This window comes from Nocardia beijingensis NBRC 16342 (assembly GCF_001612785.1).
GTDB classification, from domain to species: domain Bacteria; phylum Actinomycetota; class Actinomycetes; order Mycobacteriales; family Mycobacteriaceae; genus Nocardia; species Nocardia beijingensis.
Map to the genome: position 1 here is coordinate 26,561 of NZ_BDBC01000036.1, position 25,663 is coordinate 52,223.

A 25,663-nucleotide genomic window follows, 5' to 3' on the forward strand; every position below is an offset into this window, starting at 1 on the left:
CGCTCACGGGTTCGTGCGCGCGGCCGAGCCGGTCATCGGGGTGGCGGAGACCTCGCCGGTCCAGCCGCATGGCAGGGCGCAACTGGCGATGACCTTGGTCTCCAGATCGCCGTTGTCGTAGCGCACAGTGGTGGTCGCCGCGTAAGCGGGATATCCGCACGCTCGGCATTTGCCGAAGAAATCGAGGATCTCCTCGGCGCGGGAGTGCGCGATTCGTCGTGCGGGCTTGTCGTCCATAACCTCTCCAGCCAGCGTGCGGTCCTGCCGAGCAGGCGTCTGCGACGTTAGGATCGGGGGCCTTCACCCGCGGGAGTTTCGGTGATAGTTGGGCGGATTCACAGGCGTCGGGCGGGTGATTTGGGCCGGTTCCCAGGCGTAGGTGAATGCCGGGCAATCGCAGCGTATTTCCTGCGTATCGCTGGTAGCGGCGACGCCGTCCCGGCTACTTGACCTCGCTTGTGACTGACGTTACAAAGGAGCTACCCGCCGACCCGAAGTTCTTCGAACCGGCCGACGAGAAGTGCACAAGTTGGTTACCGATGTCATCGACGTAGTCGCCGAATTCCCGATCGCCCGCAAGACCATGTGGAATCTGCTGCTCGAAGCGCAGACCTATCCGCGTATGTTCACCGGCATCGGCGCGTGCGAGCAGATCCAGTCCGCCGACGGCAATGTGGTCTGGCAGATGCGCGTCGGCACCTACGAGTCGGGCATTCGCACTCACCAGATCCGGGTGAGCGTGGGCCGGTGGTACGAGAGTTTCGAGATGCAGTACGCCGCCTTGGGCAGTTTCGCGTCGGTGCGGCTGCACGGTGACGAGGAACGCACCAAGATCACGGTCACCTATTTCGCGCCGAGCCGGGTGCACCCGCGGGTGGCCGAGCTGTCCAATGTGGCGATCGCGGAGTGGACCAAGAGCGGCCTGAAGCGGGTGGCCGACGTCGCCAAGGGCGCGCGGACCTCCCTGGTCGTCAACGGCGAGGATTCGCCGATCCGGCGCAACGCGGGCGTGGCGCGGCAGATGGTGGCCACCGGCGTCGTGCTGCCGGTCCGCCTGGATCGCAGTCTCAAACAGCTTCGTTCGCTGGCGAAGTGGGGCTTCAATCTGGCGGGCGGGTACGCGGCGGGCGCGGCGTACGCCCCGGAGCGGACCGCGATCATCGACGACCGCGGCACCCGGTCCTTCGCCGACATGCACGAGCGGACCAACGCGCTGGCCGGTGCGATGGCCGCGCACGGCCTCGGTCCCGGCGACGCCGTCGGACTGCTGGCGCGCAACCACGCGGCCATGGTCGAATGCATGGTCGCCGCGGGCAAGTTGGGTGTGGACGTGGCCCTGCTGAACGCCGGGCTCGCGGGGCGCACCATCGAGGAGATCGTCCAGCGCGACCGCCTTTCGGCGCTGTTCGTCGACGGTGACCTGGAGGAGTTGGTGCGCTATCTGCACGCCGACATCCCGCGCTACAACACCGACGAGCGCCCTCCGGCGCCGGACCGGACGACCGTGAACCAGCTCGTGGTCGAGGGACACACGACATTTCGCACGCCTGCCCAGCCGGGACGGCTGATCGTGCTCACCTCGGGGACCAGCGGTACGCCGAAGGGCGCGCGCAGGCCGCATCCGAAGGGCTTCGGGTCCATCGCGGCCCTGCTGTCGCGCATCCCGATGCAGATGAACGAGACCATGCTCATCCCGGCGCCGCTGTTCCACACCTGGGGGCTGGCCGGCCTGCAACTGAGCACCGCGCTGCGCGCGACCGTGGTGCTCGCCGAACGATTCGACGCGGAGGACTGCCTGCGCCGCATCGCCGAGCACCAGGTCAACACGGTGATCGTGGTGCCGACCATGGTGCAGCGCATCCTCGATCTCCCCGCGCACGTGCGCGCTCGTTACGACACCTCCAGCCTGCGGCACATGATCAGCTGCGGTGCGCCGCTGGCCGGCGCGACCGTCGAGCGATTCATGGAGGCCTACGGCGACGTCCTCTACAACGTCTACGGCTCCACCGAGGTCTCCTGGGCGACCATCGCCACTCCGGAGGACCTGCACACCTCGCCGACCACGGCGGGGCGGCCGCCGCTCGGCACGAAGGTCGCCGTGCTCGGACCCGACCACCGCAGACTGCCGATCGGCGCCACGGGGCACATCTTCGTCGGCAACCACATGCTGTTCGACGGCTACGTCAACGCGGCGCCGCCGGATGAGGCGCACGGCATGCTCGACACCGGCGACCTCGGCTACCTCGACGCCGCGGGCCGGTTGTTCATCGCGGGCCGGGACGACGAGATGATCATCTCCGGCGGCGAGAATGTCTTCCCGCGCCCGGTCGAGGAGGCGCTCGCGCACCTGCCGCAGGTCAGCGACGTCGCGGTGGTCGGTGTGCCGGACCGCGAATTCGGTCAGCGACTGGCGGCGTTCGTGGTGAAACGCGAAGGCTCCGGCCTCGATTCGGACATGGTGCGCACCTACATCCGCAATCGCCTGAGCCGCTTCTCGGTGCCGCGCGACGTCACCTTCCTCTCGGCGCTGCCGCGCGGCGACACGGGCAAGATCCTCAAGCGTCTGCTCGCCGGTCCCGGCGCGTCCGAGCCGGAGCTGCCACCGTCGATCAACGGTCTCGGCACCGCGGGCTCGCCATGACCTTCCGGCGGCGCTCCCGCTCGCCGGGCCGTGCGGCGGGAGCTCAGTAGACGGTGTCCTCCAGATCGGTCAGCGCGGCTTCCAGGTGATCGAGCAGTCTGGCCACATCCGGCACGCCGCGGCGGCAGGCGACGATGCCGATGTCCAGGCTGTCGGCGTTGCTGGTGAGGGTGATGTTCACCGCCTGTCCGTCGAGCGGGATCGACAGCGGATAGCTGGCCGCGACGCGCGCACCGTTCCAGTACTGCGGTTCGCGTGGCCCGGGAATGTTGGAGATGACGATGTTGAACGGCGGACTGGTCAGCGCGGCCGTCGCGGGAAGCAGCAGCGACAGGGCGAGCGGACTGAGCGTCAGCGCCGACAGTGAGACCGCCTGGACGGGGGAGAGCGCGCGGTAGATCTCTTTGCTGCGATGCATCGAGGTGCTGATCGCCGCCAGCCGCGCGGCCGGATCGGGCAGGTCGGTGGCGAGATTGCACAGCAGCGCGGCCACGGCGTTGCCCCCGCCGTCGCCGTCGTCGGATTCGGGACGCAGCGAGACCGGCACCATGGCGATCAGCGGCTTGTCCGGCAGGGCGACGTGTTCGAGCAGGTAGGCGCGTAGCGCGCCCGCCGACATGGCCAGCACCACGTCGTTGAGCGTGGTGCCGGTCATCTTCTTGACCTGCCGGATCCGGTCCAGCGGCCAGGAGCGGGCGGCGCAGCGGCGAGCCCCGCCGATCGGGACGTTGAACATGGTGCGCGGCGCGGCGAAGGGCAGCGTCAGCTGCTGCTCCAGCAGCGCGGTACGGGCCAGGCGCAGGGCCGATGGCGCCGAGCCCGCCGCGGCGAGCAGGGCGCGCGCCCGGCCTGCGAGGGTCTGCCGCTCGCGCGGTGCGTGCGCGCGGCGGCCGGTCGACGGCGGGAGATGCCAGGGCACCAGCGCTTCGCCGGAATCCGGATCGGTGGTGAGCGTTCGCTGCAACAGGCGCTGGGCGCCGACGCCGTCGATGAGGGCGTGGTGCATCTTCGCGTACAAGCCGACCCGGTCGCCTGCGAGCCCTTCGATCAGATGCGCCTCCCACAGCGGCCGGTGGCGGTCGAGCAGCGTGCTGTGCAGTGCCGCCGCCACCTCCGTCACCGCGTCCAGGCCACCCGCTTCCGGCAGCGCCCATCGCTGCACGTGATAGTCGAGATCGACAGCGCTGTCCACGGTCCAGGCCAGCTGCGGAGTGCCGAACAGGCGAGCAGGGCGCTTACGGAACGTGGGGTGGAAGTGCTGGTCGGCCGCCAGCGTGGCGTACGCGCGCCGGGCGAATTCGGGTCCGGTGCCGTCGACGGGGTCGAAGATCGACAGCGAACCGACGTGCATCGGATGCTCGCGGGATTCCGCGATGAGGAACAGGGCGTCCACCGGCGAGATGAATTCCATGGGCAGTTCCCTCCTGGCGACGCCGCAGCTGCGCCACGGTTCGGTTGCGGACCGTGGAAGGTCGCCGGACTGCGCGCGGCGCGGAGAACTACGCCGGTCGGACGACGATCCACCACCGATTGATTCGATGCCGAATCCGGACCGGCTGGGCGGTTCGTCGCGGAATTGTGCGGGCTGGCCTCAGGACAGGCGGCTGACCGGCCAGTCCTGCGGCAGTGCGAGGCGTTCGCTGATCATGCTGATCGCCGTGTGCAGCGCCTGGATCTCGTCGACGCCGCTGGCCAGCGCCGCGCCCTGCTTGCTGATGTGGAATCGGCACAGGTGCTCGCGCCGGTCGGCCGCCAGATACGGCCTGCCGATGATGATCGACAACGAGCTGTCGGCCTCGTGCAGGGTGCGAGCCGCGATGAGCGCCTGCGGCTCGCTGGTCACGGTCGTGGCGGCGCGGGAGGGACGGGTGGGTGCGGCGGGGAACCCGGGATCGGACGGATCGGTCACCGGGAAGTGCGCGCCGTGGCTGTTCGCTTGCCGCAACTCGTGCGCGATCTCCTGGAACGCCCGGTAGAGCGCGGCGATGGAATCGACGCCGTGCGCCCATCGTTCGCCGATGCCCTGGATGCGGAAACCGCACACCACACCGGTGTCGCCCGGCGCCATCTGCGGTTTGCCCACCTCGATGGAGACTTCTCGCGTGGCATCGGAGACGGTGCGGGTGGCGATCACCTCTCTGATCCGCCGCCATTTCATGCTCGCGATCGCTGCGCTGTGCTCGGATTCGCGCACTGCGAACGTGGTCGTGTCACCAGTGACCCGCGCCGGTATCGCTCTCATGAATTCTGGAGTACCCAAGTTCGGCCCCGGTTTATCCTGCGGTTCGAGGTGACCTGGAACGCAGCGAGGAGACACGCCGTATCGGCAAAAGGGCTACCGGACGGTTAACGCGCCGCGCGTTTGGCAGGCTGTCGCCGAGGGTGTGATGGTGGGGCCGCGACGATGAGGAGGGGCGGACGAAGTGGTAACGATTGCGCAGTTGCGAGCGGTTTTGTCGATCTTGCGCGTCGACCCGGACGAGGTCGGCGCACGCGCGGGCGAGACGGGTCTGCACGGTCCTGACGCCGAACGCGTCCTACTGATCGGTTTGCTACACCGGATCGCGAGCAGCGAACTGCGCCACGTGGTCACCACGACGATGGACGACGAGGAGGCCGCACGGGCCGCCGCGGTCAGCACCCTGCCGGTGAACGGCGAGAACCCCACCGAGCAGGTGCGTTTCGACGCGCACTGGCTGCACGACCGCATCGGCGCGCTGGCGGCGGGCACGACCGTGGACCCGGTGCCGGTCCTGCTCGACGCCGCCGCGCGGTCGGCGGACGCCGCAGAGGTCCTGCTGCTGCTCAGCCGCAATCCCCGCGGCCGGGACGCGGATACCAGGTGGGAGCGTGCGCTCGACGACCTGGGGCGCGCCTATCACTTGATCAACGACGAGCGGGTGGGTCGCTCGAACACGACGACCGCGCCGCTGTAACGGCGCGGTCGGTCGGAGGCCTTCGCCCGGCGGCATGCGGCGCCGCCGGGATCTCGCTACTTGGCGGGTTGGGCCGGAGCGGACTGGACGGGCTTGTCGGCGAAGCGGGTGGTGCCGTCGGCCGCCTGCAGCGTGGTGAGCAGATCGACACCGGCCACGACGAGCGTGGGGCCGCCGACCGCGATGGTTCCGAGAATGCCGCCGAGGCTGGCTCCGGTCAGCAGACCGGCCACGCAACCGAGGGCGATGGTCACCAGGCAGCCGATCGTGGCGCCGATGGCGGTGCCGACGAAACCGCCGATGGCGGTGGCGAGTCCGAACTGGCTGGCGAATTCGTCCCTGGCGCGCTGATTCTCGGTCATCGACGCGACCGGCTTGGCCACCAGCGGCTCGCTGATCGCGATGCCTTCGGGCCTGGTCGGCTTCAGCTCGAGCACCGTGCTGTCCTTCTTCAGCTCCGGGCGCACCGGGATGGCGGTCCCCGCGACCCGGAAGTCGAGCGGCAACGTCATCGCGACGTGGCCGTCGCGGTCCCGGATGTCGACCACGTCGATCACGTGCGCGATGTCGGCCGGGGCGCCGGTGCGGTCGACGAGCACCCCGTCGCGCTCAATCAGTCGAGCGTTCTCGTCGCCCGCGGGCTGATCCCGCAGGGCCTTGGACAACTCGAAGGTTCCGCCCCTGAGCGCGGCGACGACCGTCTGATCGACGATCTTGGCCGAGTAGGTGATGTCGGGGGTGGGCTCGGCGTGAGCGACACCCGCGCCGACGGTCAGCGAGCCGATGGCGAGTATCGCTGCCGCAGTGATGCCGCGGAGTTGCATGTTTCGTCCATTCCTTCATCGGGTTCACACCTGCGTCCAGCACGGCCGGACCCGCGCACTCCGGCGGCGCAAGAGCAGTCGTCCAGGGTCGCTGAGCAGCCTAGCAGCGCCCACAGCAACCTATGAGCGTTCCGGCTCGGCCGGTCGGAGATCTCGAAAAATTCTCCGACCGGCCGGGATTCGGATCGTCCGGCTCAGCGCGCCGCGGCGAGTTCGCCCGCCTGCTCGGCGCGCAGGATCGTCGCGCTGGTGCCCGGCGGCCATTCGAGGCCGGCGTCGAGCCGGTCGAGGACATCGGCGTCCGGCCGCGGATTGCGGGACCGCTCGATCTCGCTGATCACCTTGGCCGGCGGGCCGCCGTTGCCCGCCACGTCCGCCTGCGTCCACTTCATCTCCCGCCGCCGCGCACGCACGCGCGTGGCCAGCGCGTCGAGGTCGAGCGCGATAGCCGTCTGGACCTGCTGCGGCACCGTTCCCGCTGGTGCGCCGTGCTCGTCGTCCCGCTGCTGTTCCCGCAGCATTCCGCTGGTGATCAGCCGGGACCGTTTCCGCCTACCCATTTTCGCCACACGCTCTCCCATCCTCGGTCGAGTCGATCGATTGCGTCGCACTGCTCCGGCGGGCGGGCGGCGCCCACCGCGCCGGGAACGCTGAACATCATGGGGGAGCGCGGGTGCGGACCTCGCTCGACGCGCCGGGTCAGTCCGAGTGGCCCTCCGGTTGCAGGATCAGCACCGGGATCTCGCGCTCGGTCCAGGATTGGTAGGTGTCGAAGTCCGCGTAGAGGGCTACGAGCAAGGGCCACAAGCGATTCTTCTCCTCCGGGCTCGCCACCCTGGCGCGGACGCGGCGGTGCTCGGCGCCGATCTGCACCCGGGTCGACGGATGCGCCAACAGGTTGAAGTACCACTGCGGATGGTTCGGCAATCCGCCTTGGGAGGCGACTACCACCAGGTCGGGGCCGTCGACGAGGTACAGCAGCGGAACGGTGAACAGCTTGCCCGATTTACGGCCCCGATGCTCGAGCAGCAAGGTCGGCACCGGTTTGCGGAAGCCGGCGCCGATCCGCCAGCGTCCGCCGACGCGCCCTCCGGTCCGGCGGTATATCCAGGTCTGCGCTCTGGACATGTACTTGATGACGGTCGTGACCAGCGGTGCGTCGAGGTTGCGCGGCCGGTTCGGCATCAGCGCTCACCCCCTTCGGGCGGGAGTGCGGCGGTGGCTTCGAGGGCGGTGTCGAATGTTTGATCCATACGTGTGTCCGTAGTATCGTCCAGACAGTTGTCCGGTTAGTATTCCAGTGTCGCCCACGTCGCAGGGGTCGCGGCAACCGGAGAAGAGCGCGGTGGAGGAAACATGGATCGAGTCAGTGGCAAAGTCGTCCTGGTGACCGGCGCCGGACGGGGACAGGGCCGCAGTCACGCGCTCGCCCTCGCCGAAGAAGGCGCCGACATCATCGCCTTCGACATCTGCGCAGACATCGCCAGCAACGAATACGCGCTGGCGACCGAAGCGGATCTGGCCGAGACCGAGCGATTGGTCGCCGAGACCGGTCGCCGCGTGGTGGCCAGGAAAGTGGACGTGCGGGATCGTCCCGCGGTGCACGAGGCGCTCGCGCAGGCCGTGGCCGAACTCGGGCGGTTGGACGTGGTCGTGGCGAACGCCGGAATCTGCCCGCTGGGGCACCACGTGCCCTTGCAAGGTTTCATCGACGTCTTCGACGTCAACTTCGTCGGCGTGGTGAACACCGTGCACGCCGCGCTGCCGCATCTGGGCGCGGGCGCGTCGATCATCGTGACCGGCTCGGTCGCGGGCCTGGTGCCGCAGACCGGATTCAACGGCCAGCAGGCGCTGCAAGGCCCGGGCGGCGACGGTTACGGCCTGTCGAAGAAGATGATCCGTTCCTACACGCAGACTTTGGCGTTGACGCTGGGGCCGAGTTCCATCCGCATCAACGCGGTGCACCCGACGAACGTCGACACCGATATGCTGCACAACCCCGGCATGTACCAGATCTTCCGTCCGGACGTGCGGAATCCGACGCGCGAGGACGCCGAGGTGACCTTTCCCTTCATGCAGGCCATGCCGATTCCCTTCGTCGAATCCTCGGACATCTCGCATGCGGTCACGTTCCTGGCTTCCGACGAATCGCGTTATGTGACGGGCTTGCAGCTGTTCGTCGACGGCGGGGCGTCGCTGAAATTGGGTCTCGCCGGGCAGTGACGCGAACGCGCGCGATCATTTCAGAATGAGCATCGCGGACCGCTCGATGCGGTCCGCGATGTCGGCGTACGATTCGTAACCCATACCGGCGCGTACCAGCGCGCCCGCATAGAGTAATTCGAGCGCTTCGACGATATTCGGGTCCGGATTCCCGGACAGCGCGTGCGCGATCCGCTCGCGGATTTCCAGGCCGATGCGTGCCCGTAAATGTTCCACATCGGGATCGCGGCCGAGCAGCGCGCTGGTGACCGCGCCGGACAATTCCGGTTCGTCGGCGACGAGCAGCGCGATGCCGCGGAGTTCGGCGATCACGCGCACGGTGGCGTCCGGATCCTCGCTCACCGGCGACGGCGTCGCGCGCAGCCTGCGCCAGAAGATCTCCGCGACCAAATGCTCCTTGGAGGAGAAATAGGTGTACGCGGTGGCGGTGCCGACCTTGGCGTTGGCGGCCACCATCCGAATGGTCATGCCCGCGAACCCTTCTCGGGACAGCACTTCCATCGCCGATCTGGTGAGCTTGTCGACGGTGTCGGCCTGCTTTCCGGACAGCCGCCGCCGCGTTGCCTCCACGGATCTGGAATGTGTTTCGGACATGTGTCTAGATGGTAGTGTCGATATTCCGTTCCAGCAACTTCCACGCTGCGGAAATCGCGCGGCCGCGAGGTATTTCCGGGCCGCAGGCGCTACGGATGCGCCGCGCCGAGTGGCAGGCCGATGCCGGTGAGTTCGCCGGACAATCGCTCGAGGTAGGCGAGCACCGCGGGCTCGTCCTTGTCCGGCAATCCGTACACGACGTCGGTGACGCCGGCGCGGTCCCACTCGGCCAGGCGTTCGGCGTCCGGTTTGTAGTCGAGGGCCACCACGCGGGGGCGTCCGGCCCGCCCGGCCCGCCGCCAGATCTCGTGCAGCGCCGCGAGGCGATCGGAGATCTCCGTTTCCCCCGGCGTGGTGATCCAGCCGTCGGCGGACTCGGCTATCCAGCGGAAGGTGCGTTCGGTGCCCGCCGCGCCGATCAGTACCGGCACCGAGCGCCGCACCGGTTTCGGCCACGCCCAGCTCGGGCCGAAGCTGACGTACTCGCCGTCGAAACCGGCCTCGTCCCGGCTCCACAGCGCCCGCATCGCCGCCAGGTATTCGCGCAACACCGTGCGTCGCCTGTGCGCCGGTACGCCGTGGTCGGCGAGTTCGTCGGTGTTCCAGCCGAATCCGGCGCCGAGCAGGACCCGGCCGCCGGACAGGTGGTCGAGGGAGGCGATCGTCTTGGCCAGGGTGATCGGGTCGTGCTCCACCGGGAGCGCGACGGCGGTGGCCAGCTCGATGCGCTCGGTGACGGCCGCCGCCATGGACAGCGCGACCCATGGGTCCAGCGTGCGCAGGTAGCGGTCGTCGGGTAGCGAAGCGTCACCGGTTCGCGGGTGCGCCGCGTGGCGCGCGACCGGGATGTGGGTGTGCTCGGGGACGTAGAACGAGGCGAAACCCGCCTGTTCGGCGGCTCTGGCCGCCGCGGCGGGGGTGATACCGCGGTCGCTGGTGAACAGGACGATGCCGAAGCGCATGGGAATCCTCGCCTTGTCTGGTCGTTCGACGAACGGTCGTGCCCGCGCACGGCAACTCGCGCTGTCTGGACAGGTGTATGGAATATAGTGCGAGTGTCGAATCCATTACAAGAACGTGTTCTTGATTCGCCTCGGGTGCGACCGGCTCCTGGCGAGTTCTCTCATTCGGGATTGTCCTGAAAAACCGTCAGTGGTACCGTCCAGACACATGTCCAGCTATGTGTCTCTCCCGAGCGTCGTGCGGACGATGGCGGTTGAGAACTGGTTATCGGATTCGGAGCGTGGGCGATGACGGCTGTGGTGGCGCCGCTGGTGTTCGGCCCGTACGACCACTCGTATCCGGCGTACCTGCGGCGGCGAGAAGAAGCGCCGCGGTATCCCGATCCGGGCCTCGGACGCCGGGCGTGGTCGCGGCACGGGCACCCGGCGCGCCGCCCATCCGGGCGGATCCGCGAATCGTCGCGCGGATCGGTGCGGAGCAGGTCATGAGAATCCGCGCCGACCTCGATCTGTGCCAAGGGCACGCGGTCTGCCAGGCCGAAGCTCCCGAGGTGTTCACGGTGCCCAAACGCGGCCAGGTCGTAATCCTGCGCGACGTGCCCGACGCCGAACACCGTGCCGCCGTGGCGGACGCGATCCGCTACTGCCCGACCCGAGCCCTGTCGATCGCCGACGACGGCGCGACCGACCCCTCTCCGAAAGGTACCGACTGATGCCAGGTTTCGACCGCGCCGAGCTCGACGAGATGATCCAGCGCTGGATCACCGAGAACCAGCGCTGCGAGGAAAAGGGCGACTGGAAGCCCCTCGCGCAGATGTACACCGAGGACGCCACCTACGGCTGGAACTACGGCCCGACGCAGGAATTCATGGCCGTGGGACGCGACGAGATCCGCGATCTCGCCCTCGGTCAGGAGATGGCCGGGCTGGAGGGCTGGACCTACCCCTACCAGGAATTCGTGGTCGACGACCGCACCGGCACCGTCATCGGGTTCTGGAAGCAGATCAGCGAGGCCAAGCGGCCGGACGGGCGCAACTATTCGCCCGAGGGCATCGGCGGCAGCTGGTTCCGTTACGGCGGTGACTTCCAATGGTCCTGGCAGCGCGACTTCTTCGACTTCGGCAACGTCTCGGCGCTGTTCCTGGACATGATCACGAACAAGGCCCTCACACCCGGCATGCAGAAGCGCATCGAGCGCTCGGTGTCGGGAAAGCCGCTGCCGGGCTGGTATCGCATCGGCGAATCGCCCGTCGCGCTGTGGTGACCGACATGACCGGATCACCGAGCCGATTCGCCGGCCTCGACCGCGAGACGCTGGCCGCGCTGCTGCCCGAACTGCTGCTGTGCGGGCACCTCATAGACCGCTCCGGTATGGCGCACTCGATCGCGGCGTTCGGCCGCGAGGGCATGACCGCGATCGCCATCGAGGAATGGCAGGTGGCCAGCCCGGTCTACACCCGGCGCATGCAGCGGGCGCTCGGCTTCGCCGGCGACGGCGTGGAGACCATCTTCAAGGGCCTGCAACTGGACATCGGCGCTCCACCGCAGTTCATGGACTTCCGGTTCCGAGTCGACGACCACGACCACGGCGAGTTCTGGCTCGACCACTGCGGTGCGCTCGCCGACGTGGAACCGATGGGCGATGACTTCGTCGTGTCGATGTGCCACGACATCGAGGACCCGACCTTCGACGCGACCGCGCTGGCCACCAATCCGCACGCCCAGGTCCGGCCGATCCACCGCCCGCCGCGCCGTCCGGCCGATCGAAAACCGGTATGCGCGTGGACGGTCGTCATCGACCCCGCCCACGTCCCTCCGCCGATGCCGCCGAACGCCGAGTCGGTCGCCGGGTCGGTGGCGGCCGGACTGGAGCTGGCCGCCATCGACCCCGCCGACGAAGGGCGGCCGGACTACTCGGGACCGCTGCTCAGCGATGTGCGCTTCGCGGACTTCTCCCGCTCCGCTCTGGTCCGCCTCGCCGACGAAGTCTGCTTGCAACATCACCTGCTCACCCTCGGTTTCGTGATAGCGGTGCGCGCTCGGGCGGACGCCGACGCGGCGCTGGAGATCGGACGCAAACAGTTCGCGGGTATCGCCGGGCTCACCAGTGAACGCCTGCGCGATTGCCTCGGCCTCGGCGACGACGCCGCCGCGCTGGCGACGGTGCTGCGGCTGCATCCGGCTCTGAATCCGCTGCCCTACACCGGAATCGAGATCGCGCACGCCGGCGACACGGTCACGGTGACGTTCCCGGCCGCCAGCGGCGCGCACACCGACGGCACGTGGCCATCAATGCTCGACCCCGAGCACTTGCAGCCGCTGAACGCGCTGGTCCGCGGCGTGAACCCGCGTTTCTCCGCCGAGGTCGCCGCCGCGGGCGAGGACGGCTGGCGCGCCGCCGTCACGCTCGGTGACACACCCTTCCGGGAGGCGACGGAGGTCGCGCTGACCCGGTTCAGCACCGGCGCCGCCTTCACCTTCACCGACCGGGGGATACCCCTTCCGCTCACCGTCGTCTGACCGCACCCAGAGATGGAACGACATGGCCAACAACTTCGCCGACCTCTTCGAGCACTCCGTCGACGCCATGCCCGAGCGGGTGGCTCTCGTCCAGTCCGGCCGCCGCGTGACCTACCGTGAACTCGATGTCCGCGCCAATCGGCTCGCGCACCATCTGGCGAGCGTCGGCGTCGGCGCCGGGACGCACGTGGGTTTCCAGATGCACAACAGCGTCGAGACGATGGAGACGCTGATCGCGTGCTTCAAACTCGCCGCCGTCCCGATCAACATCAATTACCGGTACGGCGTCGCGGAATTGGCCTACGTCTACGACAACGCGGATCTCCAGGTGCTCGTGCACCACTCCTGTTACGGCGAAGCCGTCCGGGAGGCCCGGCAGCGCACGCCGGGGTTGCGGCACACGATCCGCGTCGCCGACGAATTCACGCCGGAAGTGGACGATGCCGCGGCGACGCCGTACGAGTCGGCCCTCGCCGCGGGAGCGCCGGACCGTCCGGTGGTCGAGCGCAGCGCCGACGACTTGTTCATGATGTACACCGGCGGGACGACCGGCATGCCGAAAGGCGTCATGTGGCGGCAAGAGGACATGTGGCGCGTCCTGGGCGGCGGCATCGACTTCTACACCGGCGAACCGGTCGCCGACGAGTTCCAGCAGTCCCGCACCGGCGCCCAGGTGGATCCCAGCGCCTGGCTGGTGCTGCCGCCGCTGATCCACGCCGCCGCCATGATGCCGACCTTCACCGCGCTGTGGTCGGGCAACACCGTGATCTTCGAGTCCCGTTTCGACGCCGCCCGCGTCTGGCGGACCGTCGCCGAGCAACGCCCGCAGGTCATGGTGATCACCGGCGACGCCATGGCCAAGCCCTTGATCGAGGCGTACCGCAGCGAGCCGGTGGACGCGTCGTCGCTGCTCGCGATCGCCTCCGGCGCCGCGCTGCTGTCCCAGCCGGTGAAGAACACGCTGCTGGAGATGTTCTCGTGGGCGGTCGTCTCGGACTCCATCGGATCGTCGGAAACCGGTTTCGGCGGAATCGGATTCGCCCAGAAGGACGATGATCCGGCACGCGGCCCCCGCGTGCGAACCGGCCGCGGCGCGGTCGTGGTGGACGACGACGGCCGCCCCGTCGCGCCCGGTGCGGAAGGCTGGCTGGCCAAGACCGGCAACGTGCCGATCGGCTACTACAAGGACCCCGGCAAGACCGAGCGGCTGTTCAAGACCGTCGACGGCCTGCGCATGGTCGTCACCGACGACCGGGCCCGCGCCGAGACCGACGGGTCGATCACGCTGATCGGCCGCGGCAACATGGTGATCAACACCGGCGGCGAGAAGGTGTTCGTCGAAGAGGTCGAAAGCGTGGTGAAAGCCCACGACGCGATTTTCGACGCGGTGGTGGTCGGCGTGCCGCACGAACGCTGGGGGCATCAGGTCGCCGCGGTGGTGTCGTTGGCCGGTCCAGGGCCGGTCGAGTTCACGGAACTGCACGCGCACGTGCGCCGCTTCCTGGCCGGATACAAAGTGCCCAAGCAGATCTGGGTCGCCGACGCCATCGTGCGGGCGCCCAGCGGCAAACCCGACTACCGGTGGGCGAAGCAGTACGTCGCCGGGCGCGGGCCCGACCACAAGGCGGACTGACATGATCCGGGTGATCCAATGGGCGACCGGCGGAGTCGGCAGGGCCGCCATCGAGGGCATTCTCGACCATCCGGAGCTGGAACTGGCCGGAGCCTGGGTGCACAGCGCGGACAAGGACGGCATGGACCTGGGCGAACTGGTCGGCCGCGCGCCGATAGGGGTGCGCGCGAGCACCGACGCCGACCGGTTGCTCGCCACGCACGCCGACTGCGTGCTCTACAGCCCGTTCATGGCCGACCCGGAGACGGTGCGCGCGATTCTGCGGTCCGGCAAGAACGTCGTCACACCGCTTGGCTGGTTCCATCCGCGCCGGGCGGAGCGGCAACGCTACGACGAGCTGTGCCGTGCGGCCGGAGTCACGTTGCACGGCACCGGGATACATCCCGGCGGCATCACCGAGAAGATCCCGCTGGTGGTGTCGGCGCTGTCGGGTTCGATCACCGCGGTGCGCGCCGAGGAGTTCTCCGATATCCGCACCTACGGCGCGCCCGAGGTGGTCCGGGACTGGATGCTGTTCGGCGCCACGCCGGAACAGGCCGCGACCAGCGTCATGGCGGACGTGCTCGCCGGCGGCTACAGCCAGTCGGTCCGGATGATCGCCGAAGCGCTCGGCATCGCGCTGGACGACCGGCTGCGGGTGACGCACGACACGGCGGTGGCCACCGCGCCGATCGATTCGCCCATCGGCCCGATCGCGCCGGGGCGTGTCGCCGCACAGCGCTTCCGCTGGGAAGGGACCGTCCGCGGCGCTCCGGTGATCACCGCCGCGGTGAATTGGTTCATGGGCGCCGAGCACCTCGATCCGCCGTGGACCTTCGGACCGGCGGGGGAGCGATACGAGGTCGAGGTCGTGGGTGATCCGGGCGCGACGGTGACGTTCACCGGCATGCACGCGCACAGCGCCGCGGCCGGTCTGGTGCGCAATCCCGGCATCGTCGCCACGGCCATGCACTGCGTGAACTCGATCCCCTATGTGGTCGCCGCCGAACCCGGCGTGCGGACCTATCTCGAACTGCCGCTCGTCGCGGGCCGCGCCGCCGCATGGCTGCGCGGAACCGACGGCGACGCGGCCTGCGCTTCGCCCACCGAGGCGGATACCGGCGTCGCGCGTCGTCCTACGCGCTGACCGGCTCGCCCGTTTCATCCAGGAGGTAGCAATGGCAGCACCGGCATTACCTGTCGGATTCGATTTCACCGACCCGGCGCTGTGGCAGAACCGAAGTCCGGTGCAGGAATTCGCGCAGCTGCGCCGCACCGCCCCGGTGTGGTGGAACGCGCAATCCGACGAGACCTCCGGTGGTTTCCGCGACGGCGGCTACTGGGTGGTCAGCAAGCTCGCCGACATCAAGGAGATCTCCAGACATCCCGAGCTGTTCTCCTCCGAGCGCAAAGGGGCCATCATTCGCCTGCCCGGCGACATCACCCCGGAGCAGATGGCGCTCACCGGCGCTCTGCTGGTGAACATGGACCCGCCCAAGCACTCCAAGATCCGGCGGATCATCGCCAAGGGGTTCACCCCGCGTGCGGTGGAGAGCCTGCGGGCCGCGCTGACCGAACGCGCCGCGCGAATCGTGCACGAGGCAAAGAAGTCCGGCGGCGGCGACTTCGTCGAACAGGTCGCGTGCGAGCTGCCGTTGCAGGCCATCGCCGAGTTGATCGGCGTGCCGCAGGAAGACCGGCGCAAGTTGTTCGACTGGTCCAACCAGATGCTCAACTACGACGATCCCGAGTACGGTGATCCCGCGATGGCATCGGCGGAGATCCTCGGCTACGCCTGGAACATGGCCGAGCAGCGCCGCGCGTGCCCGGTGGGCGACATCGTGAGCGAGCTGGTGCACGCCGACGTCGACGGTGAGGCGCTGGGCTCCGACGAGTTCGGCTTCTTCGTCATCCTGCTCGCCGTGGCGGGCAACGAGACCACCCGCAATGCCATCACCCACGGCATGAAGGCGTTCGTCGACCGGCCCGAGCAGTGGGAGCTCTACCGGCAGCAGCGTCCGCGCACCGCGCCCGACGAGATCGTCCGGTGGGCGACTCCGGTGACCGCCTTCCAGCGCACCGCGACGCAGGATCTGGAACTGGGCGGGCAGCGGATCCGGCAGGGACAGCGGCTCGGATTGTTCTACAGTTCGGCGAATTTCGACGAGGAGGGGTTCGCGGATCCGTTCACCTTCGACGTGCTGCGCGATCCGAATCCGCATGTGGGCTTCGGCGGCACCGGCACGCACTACTGCGTGGGCGCGAACCTGGCCCGGCTGGAGATCGATCTGATGTTCAACGCCATCGCCGACGCGATGCCCGGCCTGCGGCAGGAATCCGAGCCGGTGCGGCTGCGGTCGGGGTGGATCAACGGCATCAAGAGCTGGCGGGTGCGCTACGAATAGCGCGGGGCGCGGGCTGCCCGTCGTCTGACGGGGAGCCCGCGCGTGCCCGGTTCGATCAGAGGTCGGCGTCCTTGCGGCGCCTGCGGTAACGGACGGTGCATGGCTGCGCGAGTTGCACGACCATCTTGGAGTGGTCGTTGCGGTAGCTGTCCGGCGGCTGGGTCATCTCGAACTCCCAGTCGCGCAGCAGCAGCGAGAAGATCGCCTTCAGCTGCATCAGCGCGAACGCCGCGCCGACGCAGCGGTGGCGGCCCGCGCCGAACGGAATCCAGGTCCAGCGGTTGACGAGGTCGGCCTGGTTGGGATCGATATAGCGTCCCGGATCGAAAGCGTCCGGATCGGGGAAGTCCTCCGGGATCCGGTTGGAGATGGCGGGAGTGGCCGCGACGTGGTCGCCGGGTTCGATCCGGTGACCGCAGACGTCGAATTCGCCTCGGGCCACCCGCATCAGGATGATCAGCGGCGGGTGCAGGCGCAACGTCTCCTTGAGCACGGATTCCAGCACCGGGATCTGGCGCAGCGCGCCGAAGCTGATGTCCGAGCCGTCGGCGTAGAGCTCGTCGAGCTCGGCGACGACCCGGTCGAGCACCTCGGGGTGGCGCAGCAGTTCGATGATCGTCCAGGCCGCCGTGCCGGAGGTGGTGTGATGGCCCGCGAACATCATGGAGATGAAGATGCCGGTGATCTCGCTGGCGCTGAAGCGCGGTGCGCCGTCCTCGCCGGGGATCGAGATGAGCACGTCCAGCATGTCCCGATCGTCCTTGCCGGTCGGCGGGTCGGCGGCCCGCCGGTCCATGATCGACTGCACCAGCTCGACCAGCTCGGCCCGCGCCTGATCGCGGCGGCGGAAACTTTCGATGGGCGCGTAGGGGTCGACGTAGGCCAGCGCGTCGGTGCCGCGTTCCAGGTCGTGGTAGAGGTGCGCGAAGCGGTCGTCGAGGTCGTTGCGGAATTTCACGCCGATCAGGCACGCCGAGGAGGTGTAGATGGTCAGTTCGGCGAAGAAGTCGAGCAGGTCGATCTCGCCCTCGTCGCCCCAGCGCGCCAGCATCCGTTCGACCTCGCGGGCGATGGTGGCGGCGTGCCCGCGCATGTGCTCGGCGCGCAGCGCCTGGTTGTGCAGCATCTCCTTGCGGCGTTCCGGACTGGCGTCGAAGACGACGCCCTCCCCGAAGATCGGTTTCATGAACGGGTAGGCGGCGGCCTGATCCAGATCGTCGTCGCCGGAGCGGAAGAAGAATTCGTTGGCCTCCGCGCCCGACAGCAGGATGACCTGGCGCCCGGCCAGGTCGAACGAGCCGACGTCACCGCATTCCGCGCGGACCCGGCGCATCAGCCCGATCGGATCGACGCGGAACTCCTCCAGATGACCGTGCTCGTGGTCGCCTCCGGATACCCGCCGTGGTCTCACCAGAGTCATTGGAAATCCTTCCCCAGATAAGTGTCCGAGTTTTATGATGGACACGTGTCTGGACAGTACTACGGCCAGCGATCGTCCGGCAAGACGCGGACCGCGACCGTGGTCGGATGCCAGGGCCGCGGGCGCCGCCGTCCGCGCACGGCCCACGACGAGAAGTGATCGGTGGTTCGAGAATGTTCGGCAGCGAGGCCTTGCGGGTGACGTGGCGGTTACTGCGCTTGAAAGTCGCCGGAGCGGGGTTGATCCTGCTCGTCGTCGCGGTGGTCGCGGTCGCCGCGGCCATGTATGCCGGGCGCTTCCGCTCGACGGTGGCCGTCACCGTGGAGACGCCCCGCTCCGGCCTGGTGCTCGACACCGATGCCAAGGTGCGGATGCGCGGCGTGGAACTCGGCACGGTGAGCGCCGTCGAGTTCCGTGGCGACCGGGCGCGTCTTCGTCTCACGCTGGATCCCGAACTGTTGCGGCTGGTGCCCGCCAACGCGACGGTGGATATCCGCTCGACCACCGTATTCGGCGCCAAATACGTGAATTTCGTGGTGCCGAGCGCTCCGTCGCCGACGCCGCTTCGCCCCGGCGCGACGATCCGCGCCGAATCCGTCACCGTCGAATACAACACGCTGTTCCAGCGTCTGAGCGATGTGCTGGCGAAGGTCGAGCCAGGTGAGCTCAACGCCACGCTGGCCGCGTTGGACACCGCGTTGCGGGGGCGCGGCGAGCGGTTGGGTGATCTGCTCGCTCGCGCCGACGACTACCTGCGGCGGATCAACCCGAGCCTGCCCGCGCTGCGGCGGGATCTGTCGGCCGCAGGGCAGGTCACCGGGCTCTACGCCGACACCGCCCCCGACCTGCTGCGCACGGCTGCCGACGCCACCGCGACCGGCGGGACGCTCGCCCGCGGCGCGGACGATCTGGACGACGTGCTGCTCAATCTCATCGGTTTGGCCGATACCACTCGGTCGGCGCTGACGGACAACGAGCAAGGACTCACCGCCGCGCTGGCGACCCTGCGACCAACCGGCTCGCTGCTCGATACCTATTCGCCCGTGCTGTATTGCGTGGTCACCGGCATCGCGAAGGCCCTACCGGCGGCGGAAGCCATCATCGGCGGCAACAAACCCGGGGCCATTTTCAACGCGAGTTTCATGTACGGCGCGCAACCCTACGCGTATCCCGGCGACCTGCCGAAGGTGAACGCGACCGGCGGGCCCCGCTGCGACGGGATACTCGACCGGGTTCCCGACAGTCACGCCAAGTATGTGGTCACCGACACCAACGAGGGCGCGCCGTTCACTCCGTCCATGGCGGTGATACCCAACGCTCCCAAGGTGTTTCAGATTCTCTTCGCCGGCATGCCGGGCGTGCCGCGCTAGTCGACGGCGGCTACTTCCGGTTCGGTGGTGTGCCCGCGCAGGACCGCGTGCGGAGCGCCGTGACCGGTGACCCGTCCGTTCCGTAGCAGCAGGCAGTGGTCGGCGCGCAGGGCGTCTTCGCGCCGGTGCGTGGCGTGCACGACCGTTACCCCGTCGGCGCCGACCTGGCGGATGGCGTCGGAGATCTCCTGCTGCGCCGGCGAGTCCAGGCCGGTGGTGGGTTCGTCGAGCAGGAGCAGGTCGGATTCCTGGGCCAGTGCCTGGGCGAGCAGCGCGCGTTGGCGCTGGCCGCCGGAGAGGCTGTCGAGCCTGCGCTCGGCCAGGTCGGCGATGGCCATGCGGTCCAGGCACGCGCGCACCACGGCGCGATCCTCCCGGGTGAGACGCCGCCATGCGCCGCGCCGCGCCCAGCGCCCCATGGCGACCGTTTCGCGGACGGTGATCGGCAGGGTGGCGGGAACGGCGCTGTGCTGCACCACGAATGCCGGTCGCCGCAGATGTTCCCGGCGCACGGTTCCCGCGGTGGGCGCGATGACGCCCGCCAAGACGCCGAGCAGGGTGGATTTGCCGGAGCCGTTGGGTCCGACGAGTGCGGTCACCCGGCCATCCGGGATCGTGGCGGTGAACTCGCGCAGCACCGGATGTCCGCGGTAACCGGCCGTCACCTCGGCGATATGGACAGCGGGCGGCATGCGACTCCGATCACTCATTGAAATGAAAACCGTTATCATTGTAGAGTGCTGCGTCATGGAGTGGTTGGCCCCGTTCGAGGTGTCGTTCGTGCAGCGGGCGTTGTGGGGCGGATTGCTCGTGTCGTGCCTGTGCGCGCTGGCGGGAACCTGGGTGGTGGTGCGCGGCATGGCGTTTCTCAGCGAGGCGATGGCGCACGGCATGCTGCCCGGCATCGCGATCGCCGCGCTGCTCGGCGGAAATCTGTTGCTCGGCGCGGCATGCAGCGCGGCGGCGATGGCCGCCGGAGTCTCCGTGCTCGGCCGGAGCACGCGCTTCGCCGCGGACATCGGCATCGGATTGCTGTTCGTCGGAATGCTGTCGGCGGGTGTGATCATCGTGTCGCGCTCGCCCTCCTTCGCGGTCGACCTCACCGGGTTCCTGTTCGGTGACGTGCTCGCCGTCGGAGAGCGTGATCTGTGGTATCTGATCGCGGCCACGGTGCTCGCGGCGGTGCTCGCGGTGCTCGGCCACCGGTCGTTCGTCGCAATCACCTTCGACCCGCGCAAGGCGCACACACTCGGTTTGCGGCCGCGCCTGGCGAACGTCGCGCTGATCGCCTTGGTGACCCTGGCGATCGTCGCGTCCTTCCATATCGTCGGCACCCTGCTGGTCTTCGGTCTGCTCATCGCGCCCCCGGCGGCGGCCGTCTACTGGACGCATCGCATTCCGTCGATCATGCTCACCGCCGCGGCGCTCGGCGCGGTGGCCACCTTCGCCGGGTTGCTGATCTCCTGGCACGCGCGCACCGCCGCGGGGGCGACCATCGCGGCGACGGCCGTCGCGCTGTTCTTCGTCTCGGCGCTGTCGTCCCGGTTGCGTGATCGGGTCCGATTCTCGCGGGTGCCGCCGAAATTATTGGCCGTCCTGCTGGCCCTGACCACGATCACGCCTCTGATCGGTTGCGCCACGGACGATTCCGCCCGTCCCGCGGAGACGACGCCGCACGGTTATGTGGCGGGCGCGCAGGAGGCCGACGAGACACAGCCGCGACTGGTCGTGGCGGACGCGGCGACCGGTGCCGTGCGGGTGGTCGACCTCATCAGCGAGGAGGTCGTCGACCTCGGACGAGCGGAAGGCGCGGGCCGACTGACCACCGACGGGCGCTTCGCCTTCTTGCCCGCCCGCGACGGGGTGCGCATCGTGGACGCGGGGACGTGGACGGTCGACCACGGCGATCACGCGCACTACTACCGGGCACCGGCACGTGATCTGGGCGCTGTCGCGGGCGGTCCGCTGTCGGCCGCGCACGCCGACAGCGCGGTGACGGCACTGATCTCCGAAACCGGTGGCACCACACTGCTGGATCGGTCCGCGCTGGGCAGCGGCTCGCGGCAGGAGCGCGGCGTGATCGCGGACGCGGCCGCGGTGCCGTACGCCGAGCACCTGCTGGTGGCCGCGCCCACCGGCGACCGGATCGAGGTGCGCACCCGGGACAACGCGCCCGCGGGGGTGCTCGCGCAGCCGTGTCCGCGTCCGCGCGGCTCCGCGGTGACCAGACGCGGCGTCGTCTTCGGTTGCGCCGATGGCGCGTTGGTGGTGACGGCCCGCGACGCGGTGTTCACCGGCGAGAAGATCCCCTATCCGCGAGGCGCCTCCGAGGACGATCGCGCGACCGAGTTCTTCCATCGGCGGGGCAGCGCGACGCTGGTGGCCGAGGCGGGCAGGCACGGCGTGTGGGTGCTCGACGTGCGGCGCAAGACCTGGACCGCCGTCGACACCGGTCCGGTGGTCGCGGCGAACACGGCGGGGGAGGACGCGGCACTGCTGGTCCTCACCGCGGACGGTGTGCTGCACAGCTACGACACCCGGTCCGGCCGGGAGTCAACCCCGGCGCGACAACTCACCGCGCCGGTGCGCGACGGCGCACCCGCGCCGCTGATCCTCGTCGACGAGCACCGCGCCTACGTCAACGATCCCGCGGCGCGAGCCATCCACGAGATCGACTACACCGGCAACCTGCGCACCGCCCGCACCTTCCGCCTCGACATCGCGCCGACGACGATGGTGGAGACCGGCCGATGAGACATCTCGCCCGATTGTGCGCGCTGGTCGCCGTCGCCCTGCTCACCCTGACCGCATGCTCGAATGCCGGCGCCGATCGCGGCGGAATCGTCGTCACCACCAACATTCTCGGCGACCTCACCCGCGCCGTCGCGGGCGACGCGGTCGAAGTCACCGTGCTGATGCAGGCGAACGCGGACCCGCACTTGTTCGCCCTCTCCGCCCAGCAGGCGGCCCGGCTCGAACGCGCGAGCCTGATCGTCTACAACGGTCTCGGGCTAGAGGAGAGCGTGCTGCGCAACGTCGAGGCGGCCGAGAAAGCCGGGGTGGCCGCGGTGTCCGTCGGCGCGGCGATCGATCCGATCGACTACTCCGCGGACGAGGCGAACGGCGGGCCGGATCCACACTTCTGGACCGATCCGCGCCGGGTGCGCAAGGCGGTGGAAGTCATCCGGGACCGGATCGTCGAGCGGGTCGACGGCGTCGACGCCGCGGCCGTGCGCGCCGGAGCCGACCGCTACCTGACCGAACTCGACGGGCTCGACCGCTGGATGACCGAGCGGTTCGCGACGATCCCCGCCGAGCGGCGGAAGCTGGTGACCAACCATCACGTCTTCGGTTACCTGGCACAGCGATTCGGCTTCGAAGTGGTAGGCGCCGTGATCCCCGGTGGGACCACGCTCGCTTCCCCGAGCCCGTCGGATCTCGCCGCCCTCGCCGGAACCGTCCGGGCCGCGGGAGTGAGCGCGATCTTCGCCGATTCCTCGCAACCCGACCGCTTGGCTCGTGTGCTCGCCGAACAGGCGGGCGTGCACGTGCGGGTGATCTCCCTGTATACGGAATCGCTCACCGAACCCGGCGGCGGCGCGGGCACCTACCTGGAGATGATGCGGGCCAACACCGAGTCGATCGTGCGCGGCCTCGCCGCCGCTTAGTACCCGAACACCAGAACGAAAGACGGAGTAACTCATGCCCGTTCGGTCAACCACGAAACCGTCCGCCCTGATCGGTCTGCTGACCTTGGTGCTCGCCGGTTGCGGGGCCGACACTTCCGCCGAACGCGACACCCCTCGGATCGCCGATCCCGTCGCGATCACCTACGACGGCGGCATCCACGTCCTGGACGGCGCCACCCTCGAACTCGCGGGCACGGTCGAACTCGACGGCTTCAACCGGCTCAATCCCGCGGGCGACGACCGGCACCTGATCGTCTCGACGAACGAGGGTTTCCGGGTCTTCGACGCTCGGGCGGCGGAATTCACCGGTGTGGAGTTCCCCGGCCCGCATCCAGGGCACGTGGTCCGGCACGCCGGACGGACCGTGCTGTTCAGCGACGGCACCGGCGAAGTCGTCGCGTTCGACTCGGCCGATCTCGCCGATGGCGCGCCTCGGACCACGACCTATCGCGCGGCCGCCCCGCACCACGGCGTCGCGATCGAACTCGCCGATGGCGACCTCGTCGTCACGCTCGGCACCGAGGAGAAGCGGACCGGCATCGTGGTGCTCGACCGCGACCGCGCCGAGAAGGCGCGCAACGAGAACTGCCCGGGCGTGCACGGCGAAGCGACCGCGGCGGGCGAGGCCGTGGTCATCGGCTGCGAGAACGGTGTGCTCGTCTACCGCGACGGCGTGATCAGAAAAGTCACCAGCCCGACCGAGTACGGCCGGATCGGCAACCAGGCGGGCGCCGCGAACTCGCCCGTCGTCCTCGGTGACTACAAGCAGGACAGGGACGCCGAACTGGAACGCCCGCAGCGGGTTTCGCTGATCGACACGGTCACCGGCACGTTGCGTCTGGTCGATCTGGGTACCAGCTACACCTTCCGCTCGCTGGCCCGCGGCCCGCACGGTGAAGCCCTGGTGCTGGGCACCGACGGCCGCATCCACGTCATCGATCCCGTCGCGGGGGCCGTCGTGCGGACCATCCCCGTGACGGGCTCCTGGCAGGAGCCGCTGGAATGGCAGAAGCCGCGACCAGCGCTGTTCGTCCGCGGCGACATCGCCTACGTCTCCGACCCCGCCGCGAAGCAGTTGCACCGCGTCGACCTGAACACCGGAGCGAAGACGGCGAGCGTCACGCTGCCGGACACGCCGAACGAAGTGAGCGGCGTGTCCGGGCACTGAGGTGCGACCCGCCGATGCGGAACTGGACGTCGAGGAGGTCGTGCCGTCGGGCGAGCTGTCCTATTGGCGGAACGGCAGGTGAACGCGTCGTAGTCGCCGAGACGCGAATCACCGGCGCGCGCGCCGCTACGGTGGGATGGCATGGACACTGCTGTGCTCGCGCCGCCGGGGTCCGCGCGCGTCTCCCGGTGGTCGGCGTGGGTCCGGTTCTCCAGGATCGCGACGGCGCAGCCCGTGGTCGTCGCGGCGGGTTGCCTGGTTGTCCTGCAATTGGCGATCCGCTGGTGGGTGGCCGACAGCGGTTTCTTCTACTGGGACGATTTCATCCTGGTCGGGCGGGCCGCCCGCTACGGGCCGTGGTCCACCGATCTGCTGCTGTACGACCACGATGGGCATTTCATGCCGCTGGCGTTCGTCACGGCGTGGGCGGTGAACGCGGTGGCTCCGCTGGTCTGGGCCGGTCCGGTGGTAACGCTGCTGATCATGCAGCTGGCGGCGTCGGCTGCCGTGGTCCGCATGCTGTTGTTGGTGGCGGGCCCGCGCCTGCCCATCCTGATTCCGCTGGTCTTCTACCTGTTCTGCCCGTTGACGCTCCCGGCGTTCGCCTGGTGGGCTGCCGCCTTGAACGCGCTGCCGCTGCAATTCGCCCTCGCCTGGGTGATCGGGGACGCGGTGCTGCTCGTCCGCACCGGCCGTCGCCGGTACGCGGTGTCGGGGATCGCGGTGCTGGTGGTGGCGCTGCTGTTCTTCGAGAAATCGGCGGTGGTGCCGTTCGTCGCGTTCGCCGTCACCGCGCTGGCCCGCCACGTCGACGGCGACGCGGCCCCGCTCGGTGCGGTGGCGCGCCGCGGTGCGGCACTGTGGATCGGATCGGCCGCCGTGCTCGGCTTCTGGTCCATCGCCTATCTCGCGGTGGTCGACGGCCCGGGTCTGCCCGACGACTGGAACGAGTTGCGCGACCTGCTGCCCACCGCGGCCTCGCTGGGGATCGTGCCCGCGCTGTCCGGCGGGCCGTGGGTGTGGGAGCGGTGGCTGCCGTCGACGCCGTGGGCTGATCCGCCGGGATGGGCGGTGGTCGTGGCCTGGCTGGCGCTGGCCGCGGTGGTGGCGCTGACGATGCGCGCCCGGCAGCGGATCGCAGCGGTGTGGCTGACCGCGGCGGTCTACGTCGTGCTCGCTCAGCTGGCCGTGGCGCTGGCTCGTGGCGGCCCGAACACCGCGGCGGAGGTGATGCAGTCGCTGCGCTACTTCGCCGACCTGGCGGTGGTCCTGGCGGCCGCGGGCGCGCTCATGCTGCGG

Annotated in this window: 23 protein-coding genes and 1 pseudogene; 14 read left to right on the forward strand and 10 right to left on the reverse strand. The window is 69.2% G+C overall.

Annotated elements, in window-relative coordinates; genetic code table 11:
• Window positions 1-3 precede the first annotated feature (3 nt).
• Window positions 4-237: a hypothetical protein gene (locus NB3_RS21105; RefSeq protein ID WP_067806151.1), complete on the reverse strand. Its 234-nt coding sequence runs from the start codon at window positions 235-237 to the stop codon at window positions 4-6.
• 292 nt (window positions 238-529) lie between these two features.
• Here NB3_RS21105 and NB3_RS21110 point away from each other — a divergent pair, with 292 nt between their 5' ends.
• Entirely contained in the window at window positions 530-2,641 is a 2,112-nt protein-coding gene (locus NB3_RS21110) for an AMP-binding protein (protein ID WP_067806222.1), read from the forward strand.
• A 43-nt stretch (window positions 2,642-2,684) separates the two neighbouring features.
• Here the strand turns inward: NB3_RS21110 and NB3_RS21115 are convergent, their stop codons facing one another.
• Both NB3_RS21115 and NB3_RS21120 read right to left on the reverse strand, forming a co-directional pair.
• A complete protein-coding gene (locus tag NB3_RS21115; RefSeq protein ID WP_067806154.1) occupies window positions 2,685-4,052 on the reverse strand; it encodes a WS/DGAT/MGAT family O-acyltransferase in 1,368 nt (455 codons plus the stop codon).
• Window positions 4,053-4,232: 180 nt separating this feature from the next.
• Window positions 4,233-4,883, reverse strand: a complete 651-nt coding sequence (locus NB3_RS21120; RefSeq protein WP_157111928.1) for a DUF6968 family protein — start codon at window positions 4,881-4,883, stop codon at window positions 4,233-4,235.
• 199 nt (window positions 4,884-5,082) lie between these two features.
• Here NB3_RS21120 and NB3_RS21125 point away from each other — a divergent pair, with 199 nt between their 5' ends.
• Window positions 5,083-5,577: a hypothetical protein gene (locus NB3_RS21125; RefSeq protein ID WP_157111929.1), complete on the forward strand. Its 495-nt coding sequence runs from the start codon at window positions 5,083-5,085 to the stop codon at window positions 5,575-5,577.
• 56 nt (window positions 5,578-5,633) lie between these two features.
• On the opposite strand, the gene NB3_RS21130 is transcribed toward NB3_RS21125, so the two are convergent.
• The 3 genes from NB3_RS21130 to NB3_RS21140 form a co-directional block, all read right to left on the reverse strand.
• Window positions 5,634-6,401, reverse strand: a complete 768-nt coding sequence (locus NB3_RS21130; protein ID WP_067806163.1) for a DUF8020 domain-containing protein — start codon at window positions 6,399-6,401, stop codon at window positions 5,634-5,636.
• Window positions 6,402-6,595: 194 nt separating this feature from the next.
• A complete protein-coding gene (locus tag NB3_RS21135) occupies window positions 6,596-6,961 on the reverse strand; it encodes a helix-turn-helix domain-containing protein (protein ID WP_067806167.1) in 366 nt (121 codons plus the stop codon).
• Window positions 6,962-7,100: 139 nt separating this feature from the next.
• Window positions 7,101-7,586, reverse strand: a complete 486-nt coding sequence (locus NB3_RS21140; protein ID WP_084823539.1) for a nitroreductase family deazaflavin-dependent oxidoreductase — start codon at window positions 7,584-7,586, stop codon at window positions 7,101-7,103.
• A gap of 171 nt (window positions 7,587-7,757) precedes the next feature.
• Between NB3_RS21140 and NB3_RS21145 the strand changes: the two genes are divergently transcribed.
• Window positions 7,758-8,624, forward strand: coding sequence for a mycofactocin-coupled SDR family oxidoreductase (locus NB3_RS21145; protein ID WP_067806173.1), 867 nt, complete (start codon window positions 7,758-7,760; stop codon window positions 8,622-8,624).
• A gap of 15 nt (window positions 8,625-8,639) precedes the next feature.
• Here NB3_RS21145 and NB3_RS21150 read toward each other — a convergent pair whose 3' ends face one another.
• Both NB3_RS21150 and NB3_RS21155 read right to left on the reverse strand, forming a co-directional pair.
• Window positions 8,640-9,218, reverse strand: coding sequence for a TetR/AcrR family transcriptional regulator (locus NB3_RS21150; protein ID WP_067806176.1), 579 nt, complete (start codon window positions 9,216-9,218; stop codon window positions 8,640-8,642).
• 89 nt (window positions 9,219-9,307) lie between these two features.
• Window positions 9,308-10,180 carry an LLM class F420-dependent oxidoreductase gene (locus tag NB3_RS21155; RefSeq protein ID WP_067806179.1) on the reverse strand — a complete coding sequence of 291 codons (873 nt, stop codon included), beginning with the start codon at window positions 10,178-10,180 and terminating at the stop codon, window positions 9,308-9,310.
• Window positions 10,181-10,665: 485 nt separating this feature from the next.
• Here NB3_RS21155 and NB3_RS21160 point away from each other — a divergent pair, with 485 nt between their 5' ends.
• From NB3_RS21160 to NB3_RS21185, 6 genes are read left to right on the forward strand one after another with little or no spacing between them, the layout of a single operon-like run.
• On the forward strand, window positions 10,666-10,893 hold the full coding sequence (locus tag NB3_RS21160) for a ferredoxin (RefSeq protein ID WP_067806225.1): 228 nt from the start codon (window positions 10,666-10,668) through the stop codon (window positions 10,891-10,893).
• Window positions 10,893-11,444 carry a Cif family virulence factor gene (locus NB3_RS21165; RefSeq protein WP_067806182.1) on the forward strand — a complete coding sequence of 184 codons (552 nt, stop codon included), beginning with the start codon at window positions 10,893-10,895 and terminating at the stop codon, window positions 11,442-11,444. The genes NB3_RS21160 and NB3_RS21165 overlap by 1 nt, the downstream gene beginning before the upstream one ends.
• A gap of 5 nt (window positions 11,445-11,449) precedes the next feature.
• Window positions 11,450-12,700, forward strand: a complete 1,251-nt coding sequence (locus tag NB3_RS21170) for a hypothetical protein (protein ID WP_067806227.1) — start codon at window positions 11,450-11,452, stop codon at window positions 12,698-12,700.
• 22 nt (window positions 12,701-12,722) lie between these two features.
• Entirely contained in the window at window positions 12,723-14,333 is a 1,611-nt protein-coding gene (locus NB3_RS21175) for an acyl-CoA synthetase (protein ID WP_067806186.1), read from the forward strand.
• A gap of 1 nt (window position 14,334) precedes the next feature.
• The gene (locus NB3_RS21180) at window positions 14,335-15,459 is read left to right on the forward strand and encodes an NAD(P)H-dependent amine dehydrogenase family protein (RefSeq protein WP_157111930.1); all 1,125 of its coding nucleotides are present in this window, start codon (window positions 14,335-14,337) and stop codon (window positions 15,457-15,459) included.
• A 31-nt stretch (window positions 15,460-15,490) separates the two neighbouring features.
• The gene (locus NB3_RS21185) at window positions 15,491-16,717 is read left to right on the forward strand and encodes a cytochrome P450 (protein WP_067806189.1); all 1,227 of its coding nucleotides are present in this window, start codon (window positions 15,491-15,493) and stop codon (window positions 16,715-16,717) included.
• Window positions 16,718-16,772: 55 nt separating this feature from the next.
• On the opposite strand, the gene cyp51 is transcribed toward NB3_RS21185, so the two are convergent.
• Window positions 16,773-18,137 carry a lanosterol 14-alpha demethylase gene (gene cyp51, locus NB3_RS21190; protein ID WP_067806191.1) on the reverse strand — a complete coding sequence of 455 codons (1,365 nt, stop codon included), beginning with the start codon at window positions 18,135-18,137 and terminating at the stop codon, window positions 16,773-16,775.
• A gap of 173 nt (window positions 18,138-18,310) precedes the next feature.
• Here cyp51 and NB3_RS21195 point away from each other — a divergent pair, with 173 nt between their 5' ends.
• Window positions 18,311-19,507 (forward strand): MCE family protein, encoded by a 1,197-nt coding sequence (locus NB3_RS21195; RefSeq protein ID WP_067806194.1) that lies wholly within the window; start codon window positions 18,311-18,313, stop codon window positions 19,505-19,507.
• On the opposite strand, the gene aztA is transcribed toward NB3_RS21195, so the two are convergent.
• Window positions 19,504-20,217 (reverse strand): zinc ABC transporter ATP-binding protein AztA, encoded by a 714-nt coding sequence (gene aztA, locus NB3_RS21200; protein WP_067806200.1) that lies wholly within the window; start codon window positions 20,215-20,217, stop codon window positions 19,504-19,506. The two genes, NB3_RS21195 and aztA, sit on opposite strands and share 4 nt — an antisense overlap.
• A gap of 37 nt (window positions 20,218-20,254) precedes the next feature.
• On the opposite strand from aztA, the gene aztB reads away from it, so the two are divergent.
• From aztB to NB3_RS21220, 4 genes and pseudogenes are all read left to right on the forward strand, one after another.
• Window positions 20,255-22,261, forward strand: coding sequence for a zinc ABC transporter permease AztB (gene aztB / locus NB3_RS21205; protein ID WP_067806201.1), 2,007 nt, complete (start codon window positions 20,255-20,257; stop codon window positions 22,259-22,261).
• Window positions 22,258-23,175 carry a zinc ABC transporter substrate-binding protein AztC gene (gene aztC, locus NB3_RS21210; protein ID WP_067806204.1) on the forward strand — a complete coding sequence of 306 codons (918 nt, stop codon included), beginning with the start codon at window positions 22,258-22,260 and terminating at the stop codon, window positions 23,173-23,175. The genes aztB and aztC overlap by 4 nt, the downstream gene beginning before the upstream one ends.
• Window positions 23,176-23,209: 34 nt before the next feature.
• On the forward strand, window positions 23,210-24,364 hold the full coding sequence (gene aztD / locus NB3_RS21215; RefSeq protein ID WP_067806206.1) for a zinc metallochaperone AztD: 1,155 nt from the start codon (window positions 23,210-23,212) through the stop codon (window positions 24,362-24,364).
• A gap of 141 nt (window positions 24,365-24,505) precedes the next feature.
• Window positions 24,506-25,663, forward strand: a pseudogene (locus NB3_RS21220) (hypothetical protein); the annotation flags it as partial.

What these genes read in the sequence shown, in the direction of transcription:
- NB3_RS21120 (WP_157111928.1), bottom strand. Translation starts at nt 4,883, where the DNA reads ATGAGAGCGATACCGGCGCGGGTCACTGGTGACACGACCACGTTCGCA.
- NB3_RS21115 (WP_067806154.1), bottom strand. Translation starts at nt 4,052, where the DNA reads ATGGAATTCATCTCGCCGGTGGACGCCCTGTTCCTCATCGCGGAATCC.
- NB3_RS21195 (WP_067806194.1), top strand. Translation starts at nt 18,311, where the DNA reads ATGTTCGGCAGCGAGGCCTTGCGGGTGACGTGGCGGTTACTGCGCTTG.
- aztC (WP_067806204.1), top strand. Translation starts at nt 22,258, where the DNA reads ATGAGACATCTCGCCCGATTGTGCGCGCTGGTCGCCGTCGCCCTGCTC.
- NB3_RS21185 (WP_067806189.1), top strand. Translation starts at nt 15,491, where the DNA reads ATGGCAGCACCGGCATTACCTGTCGGATTCGATTTCACCGACCCGGCG.
- NB3_RS21160 (WP_067806225.1), top strand. Translation starts at nt 10,666, where the DNA reads ATGAGAATCCGCGCCGACCTCGATCTGTGCCAAGGGCACGCGGTCTGC.
- aztB (WP_067806201.1), top strand. Translation starts at nt 20,255, where the DNA reads ATGGAGTGGTTGGCCCCGTTCGAGGTGTCGTTCGTGCAGCGGGCGTTG.
- NB3_RS21145 (WP_067806173.1), top strand. Translation starts at nt 7,758, where the DNA reads ATGGATCGAGTCAGTGGCAAAGTCGTCCTGGTGACCGGCGCCGGACGG.
- NB3_RS21135 (WP_067806167.1), bottom strand. Translation starts at nt 6,961, where the DNA reads ATGGGTAGGCGGAAACGGTCCCGGCTGATCACCAGCGGAATGCTGCGG.
- cyp51 (WP_067806191.1), bottom strand. Translation starts at nt 18,137, where the DNA reads ATGACTCTGGTGAGACCACGGCGGGTATCCGGAGGCGACCACGAGCAC.
- NB3_RS21140 (WP_084823539.1), bottom strand. Translation starts at nt 7,586, where the DNA reads ATGCCGAACCGGCCGCGCAACCTCGACGCACCGCTGGTCACGACCGTC.
- NB3_RS21105 (WP_067806151.1), bottom strand. Translation starts at nt 237, where the DNA reads ATGGACGACAAGCCCGCACGACGAATCGCGCACTCCCGCGCCGAGGAG.
- NB3_RS21155 (WP_067806179.1), bottom strand. Translation starts at nt 10,180, where the DNA reads ATGCGCTTCGGCATCGTCCTGTTCACCAGCGACCGCGGTATCACCCCC.
- NB3_RS21175 (WP_067806186.1), top strand. Translation starts at nt 12,723, where the DNA reads ATGGCCAACAACTTCGCCGACCTCTTCGAGCACTCCGTCGACGCCATG.
- NB3_RS21165 (WP_067806182.1), top strand. Translation starts at nt 10,893, where the DNA reads ATGCCAGGTTTCGACCGCGCCGAGCTCGACGAGATGATCCAGCGCTGG.
- NB3_RS21170 (WP_067806227.1), top strand. Translation starts at nt 11,450, where the DNA reads ATGACCGGATCACCGAGCCGATTCGCCGGCCTCGACCGCGAGACGCTG.
- NB3_RS21150 (WP_067806176.1), bottom strand. Translation starts at nt 9,218, where the DNA reads ATGTCCGAAACACATTCCAGATCCGTGGAGGCAACGCGGCGGCGGCTG.
- NB3_RS21180 (WP_157111930.1), top strand. Translation starts at nt 14,335, where the DNA reads ATGATCCGGGTGATCCAATGGGCGACCGGCGGAGTCGGCAGGGCCGCC.
- NB3_RS21130 (WP_067806163.1), bottom strand. Translation starts at nt 6,401, where the DNA reads ATGCAACTCCGCGGCATCACTGCGGCAGCGATACTCGCCATCGGCTCG.
- aztA (WP_067806200.1), bottom strand. Translation starts at nt 20,217, where the DNA reads ATGAGTGATCGGAGTCGCATGCCGCCCGCTGTCCATATCGCCGAGGTG.
- aztD (WP_067806206.1), top strand. Translation starts at nt 23,210, where the DNA reads ATGCCCGTTCGGTCAACCACGAAACCGTCCGCCCTGATCGGTCTGCTG.